Source organism: Sphingopyxis sp., from assembly GCF_036402335.1.
In the GTDB taxonomy this organism is placed as follows: Bacteria; Pseudomonadota; Alphaproteobacteria; order Sphingomonadales; family Sphingomonadaceae; genus Sphingopyxis.
This window is the reverse complement of record NZ_DASWTD010000286.1, coordinates 1-5028: the sequence shown is the minus strand read 5'-3', so window position 1 is coordinate 5028 and position 5028 is coordinate 1. Positions and strand designations below refer to the sequence as shown.

At 66.3% G+C, this 5028-nt stretch carries 3 protein-coding genes and 1 pseudogene; 1 reads left to right on the top strand and 3 read right to left on the bottom strand.

Annotation, left to right across the window (positions count from 1 at the left end; genetic code table 11):
* The 3 genes and pseudogenes from VGD20_RS08980 to VGD20_RS08970 form a co-directional block, all read right to left on the bottom strand.
* Positions 1-770, bottom strand: a pseudogene (locus VGD20_RS08980) (alpha-2-macroglobulin); the annotation flags it as partial.
* A 137-nt stretch (positions 771-907) separates the two neighbouring features.
* Positions 908-1285 (bottom strand): histidine triad nucleotide-binding protein, encoded by a 378-nt coding sequence (locus VGD20_RS08975; protein WP_331134117.1) that lies wholly within the window; start codon positions 1283-1285, stop codon positions 908-910.
* A 10-nt stretch (positions 1286-1295) separates the two neighbouring features.
* Entirely contained in the window at positions 1296-1628 is a 333-nt protein-coding gene (locus VGD20_RS08970) for a phosphoribosyl-ATP diphosphatase (protein ID WP_331134116.1), read from the bottom strand.
* Between the two features lie 162 nt (positions 1629-1790).
* Here VGD20_RS08970 and VGD20_RS08965 point away from each other — a divergent pair, with 162 nt between their 5' ends.
* Entirely contained in the window at positions 1791-4868 is a 3078-nt protein-coding gene (locus tag VGD20_RS08965; RefSeq protein ID WP_331134115.1) for a TonB-dependent receptor domain-containing protein, read from the top strand.
* Positions 4869-5028: the final 160 nt, after the last annotated feature.

Genomic DNA, 5028 nt, shown 5'->3' with positions numbered 1-5028 from the left:
CAGACGAGCGCCATCTCGCGCCCGGGGGGCAGGGGGCGGCGGCATTTGACGGGGACGATGCGGTCGAGCGCGGCCTCGCGGTCGGCGCCTGCGGCGGGGAAGCGCTGCGGCAAGCCGGCGTCGTAGGTGAAGGACTGGCGCGACCAGTTGTTGTCGCCGAGCCCGGTCAGGATTTCGGTCGCGGTCGCGCGCGGCAGCACATCGACGGGGATTTTCTCGCCGATGCCGTCGACCGCGCAATAGGCGAAGCGGCCGACCGAGGCGCGGTCGGCAGTAACGTTGGTCGCGACGAGGAAGATCTGCTCCTCCTCGATATCGCCGTCCATGCCGCCCGCGAGCACGGCGCGCGCCGAGGGGCCGCCGGTGTCGAGCGCGAAGCGGCTGTTGCCCGCGACCGCGATACCGCGCGCAGTTTTCAGCCCGTCGCGCAGCTCGACGTGGCACGCGAGCCCGCCCGGAAGCGGCTTGTCGAATTCGAGCACCCAGGTGCGCGTGTCGACCCAGCGACCGGTCGACGGGAGCTTGCAGTCGTTGGTCGCGGGGGCGGCGGCGCGGGGATCGCCGAGCGGCACCATGTCCTCGGAAAAGCGCAGCGTGAAGCGGGTGATCGTGCCGTCGCCGGTGCCCGACGAGCCGGGCGTGGCGAGCGTCACCTGCGGCACCGTGTCGGCGGTGGCGGTCGCAGCCATCGCGAGGGTCAGCGGGACGATCAGCGCGAGTTTCGCCTTGCCGGTCAGCCATATAGCCAGCTGGCGCCATCCCGTTTTCATCGCGTCGTCTCCCGTTTGGCCCGAAGGCCTATCCTGCTGGAAACAGGGGCAAGAGTCCACCCGTCGCCGCATATCGCACACGCTTAGTCGCGGGTGAGGAAAATGCCGTGACCGTGGTCACAGACAAAAGCAAAATGTCAGCGCGCGAGCATCGGCCCGAGCTTTTGCCCTGCAAAGATATGTACGTGGAGGTGCGGTATTTCCTGATGGCTGTCGAGGCCGACGTTGGCGAGCAGGCGGTAGCCGGGGGCGACGAGCCCCTGATCGCGCGCGACCGTGCCGACGGCGCGGACGAAGCCCGCAATCTCCGCGTCGCTGCCGCGCTCCGAAAAATCGTCCCAGCTGACGTATGGCCCCTTGGGGATCACGAGGATATGCAGCGGCGCCTGCGGATTGATGTCGTGGAAGGCGAGTGCATACTCGTCTTCGTAGACGGTCTTCGACGGCAACTCGCCGCGCAGGATGCGCGCGAAGATGTTGGTCTCGTCATAGGGGAGGGTCGCGTCGATCGGCATGGGAGAGCTCCTATTGGGGGCGGCCGGCTTTTTCGGCATGGCCCGATGTGCCGTGACGGCGGTCGAGTTCGGCGGCGATCATGTCCCACGTCAGCCCGCGCTCGGCGATCAGGATCGAGAGGTGGAAGACGAGGTCGCTCGCTTCGCCGATCAGCGCGGGGTCGTCCTCGCTGACCGCGGCGATCACGGCCTCGACGGCTTCTTCGCCGAGTTTCTGCGCGATCTTGCCCCGGCCCTTGACCGCGAGGCTCGCGACATAGGAGGCTTCGGCCTCGCCCGCCGCGAGCCGGTCGTGGATGACCGCTTCCAGCCGTCCCAGCGTGTCGCCCATTGCCTTGCTCATCAACCGATCCTTTCACGAGCGTGCCTAGCCGCGCGGCGCGGGGGCGACAAGCGGCTCGCGCCGCACCGAAACTTACCGCCGCGGTAACCATATCGAAACGCCCTGTGGCGTAATTTCCGACGCGCCGGGGGGCGTGATCAACTTTTAAGTCGGAAAAAGACAATGAAATCAGGCACCCACTCTCTGGTGTTTCTGGCCGCAACGGCCTCGGTCCTCGCGTTGGCGGCGTCGCCCGCAGCGGCGCAGGACGGCGACGATATCGTCGTCACCGGCTCGCGCATCGCGAAAAGCGAGTTCACCAGCGCCGACCCGATCCAGGTCATCGACCCCGAAACGGCGAAACTGCAGGGGCAGGTCCAGCTTGCCGACGTGCTGCAGCAGGTCCCCGCGGCGCAGGGGTCGATCCAGATCACCTCGGCCATCTCGAACCGCTTCGTCGCCAACGGCGGCAACGATGTGCAGACGGTGTCGCTGCGCGGGCTCGGCGCCGAGCGGACGCTCGTGCTGATCAACGGCCGCCGCGCGGGCCCTGCGGGCATCCGCGGGTCGGTGGCGCCCTTCGATCTCAATGTGCTGCCCTTGTCGGTGGTGCGTCAGGTCGAGGTGCTCAAGACCGGTGCCTCGTCGATCTATGGTTCCGATGCCGTGGCAGGCGTGGTCAATATCCTGACCCGCGACGATCTCGACGGCTTCGAAGGCGGCGGTTTCTCGTCGATCACCGAACATGGCGGCGGCGAAAGCTATGGCGTCGATGCGAGCTTCGGCAAGAAATTCGACCGCGGGCATGTTTTTGCGACGGTCGACTATTTCCGTCAGCAGAATCTGACGCGCCGCGACCGCGGCTACCTGTTCTGTTCCGAAGAATATCTGAAGCGCGAGGCTGACGGCAGCCGCGCCGACATCGTCGATTTCCGTACCGGGCGCCCTGCATGCAACAGCACGCAGGCCAATATGATCGTGTTCAGCGACTTTTCGGGGGTCGACGAAAATGGTTTTCCGACCTTTGGTCCCGGGCTGATCGCGCCGAACGGACAGGCGATCTTCGCCGGCCAATATGGCAATGAATTCGCGGGAGTCGGCATCCCGATCAACGCCTACAACCCGATCGGCGTCGCCGGCCCGGACAATTTCTTCGGGGTCAATTTCGACGGCCCGTCGACCGGCGCGCTCAACCAGTTCGAGCCGGCCGAGCAGGATTCGGACGTGTTTTCGCAGGTGAGCCGGATCAGCGCCTTCGTCGAGGGCGCCTATGACGTCACCGACGGCATCACCGCTTATGGCGAATTTCTGTTCAGCAACCGCAAGTCGCATAACAATGGCGTCCAGCGGATCGAGCTGCAGCAGTTCACCGGCGCGTCGATGCTGCCCTTTTTCTTCTGCGACCCGGCCGCGTATAATTGCCTCCCCGATGACCTTGGCGATCCGCTCAATAGCGAGTTCGCCGGCAATCTGATCCTGCGCCCGCGCGTACTGGTGAAGTCGGAGAGTAGCGCCGACATCGATTATTATCGCGGTGTCCTGGGACTGCGTGGCGAGTTTGGCGGGGGCTGGAAATGGGATATCCATGGCCAGCACAGCCGTTCCGATGCAGGCTATACGCAGGACGTCATCTATCAGGATTCGATCGCGTCGCAGACCTTGCGCACGCGCTCATGCGTGGGATCGCGGACGGCGATCCGCGACGTGCAATGCATCGACATCGATTTTACCGATCCGCGCGTGCTGCGCGGTGATCTGACGCCCGAGGAGCGCGCCTTCCTGATGGGCCGCGAAACGGGGCGCACGCTGTTCAAGCAGAGCTCGGCCGAGGCGCTGGTCACGGGCAAGCTGTTCACCCTGCCCGCCGGACCGGTCGGCGCGGCATTTGGCGCCAATATCCGCCGCGACGAGATCGACGACACGCCGGGCGAGGCGACGCGCGCGGGCAATGTCGCGAACTTCACCACCTCGGGTATCACCGCGGGCCGCACCGTGTCGAAGGAGCTGTTCGGCGAGATCGAGGTGCCCTTGCTCGAAGGCGTCCCGATGATCGAGCGGCTGACGCTGTCGGGCGCGGCGCGCTATACGCATGTCGAGGCGACCGCGCGCAGCGGTGCGCAGGACAGCTTCAGCGACACGACGTGGAAGGTCGGCGCCGACTGGGCGGTTACCGACTGGCTGCGCTTCCGCGGCACATGGGGCACCTCGTTCCGCGCCCCGGCGCTGTTCGAACTGTTCCTGCAGGACCAGACGGGTTTCCTCGGCCAGCAGGATATCGATCCGTGCATCCAGACCGCGGCCCGCCTGCAGGCGGGCGCGATCAGCCAGCGGGTGTTCGATAATTGCGCCGCGGCGGGCATCGCCCCCGATTATGCCGGCGGGATCGGCCCGGCGACGATCACGTCGGGCGGCGGCCTCGGCCGGCTCAAGCCCGAAACCTCGACTGCGAAGACGGTGTCGGTCATCCTGACCCCCGATCTGTCGGGCGCGCTGTGGGGCGGTCTCAAGACGCGCCTCGCGGTCGATTATTTCGACATCAAGGTGAAGGACGAGATCACGCTGCTCGGCGCGGGCAACATCCTGACCAGCTGCTATGATTCGGACAATTTTGCCACCGAACCCTTCTGCGGCCTGTTCACGCGCACGGCGACGGGCACCGACGCGCAGAGCGTCGCCACCGTCACCGACCGTTATGTCAACGTCAGCCGCCAGCGGAACCGCGGCGTCGACCTGTCGCTGGCGATCGACCAGGACCTCGGCAATCTCGGCGCGCTCGCGTTCCGCGCGCAGATGACCTGGCAGGTCGAGGACGAGGTCGAGCTGTTCCCCGGCACCGAAATCGACGACAATGGCAAGATCGGCAATCCGAAATGGGTCGGCGATTTCAACCTCGGCTGGATGAAGGATGGCTGGACGCTCTTCTACGGGCTCGACGTCACGGGCGCGGCCTCGAACATGAAGGACCTGCTCCGCGCGCAGGGTGGCGACGCATGCCGGACCTCGGGCTTCCGTCCGGGCGGGCGCTTCTGTCCCGACGTCAGCGTGCCCGCGACCTTCTATCACTCGCTGTCGCTGAGCCGTGACGTCGCCGACCGCTTCCGCATCACACTGGGGGTCGCCAACCTGTTCGATACTCCGCCGCCGCGCGTCTCGACCGTGGTCACCGCGACACCGCCGGTGATCGGACAGGCGCCGGCGTTCGGCACGCAATATGACTATCTGGGCCGGCGCTTCTTCCTGAGTGTGCGCGGGAAGATCTAGGGTCGGTCGGCTTGGGGATGGTGAGTTGCCATTTGATCCTCCCTGTCGCGCAGCGATGGGGAGGTGGCAGCGCAAAGCGCTGACGGAGGGGCTAATGGCGCACCGTTGCGGCCCCTCCACCGCCGCCTGCGGCGGCGGTCCCCCTCCCCATGGCTGCGCC

Excerpts from the sequence above, each read along its gene's own strand:
- VGD20_RS08975 (WP_331134117.1), bottom strand. The coding sequence starts at position 1,285 with ATGCCGATCGACGCGACCCTCCCCTATGACGAGACCAACATCTTCGCG.
- VGD20_RS08965 (WP_331134115.1), top strand. The coding sequence starts at position 1,791 with ATGAAATCAGGCACCCACTCTCTGGTGTTTCTGGCCGCAACGGCCTCG.
- VGD20_RS08970 (WP_331134116.1), bottom strand. The coding sequence starts at position 1,628 with ATGAGCAAGGCAATGGGCGACACGCTGGGACGGCTGGAAGCGGTCATC.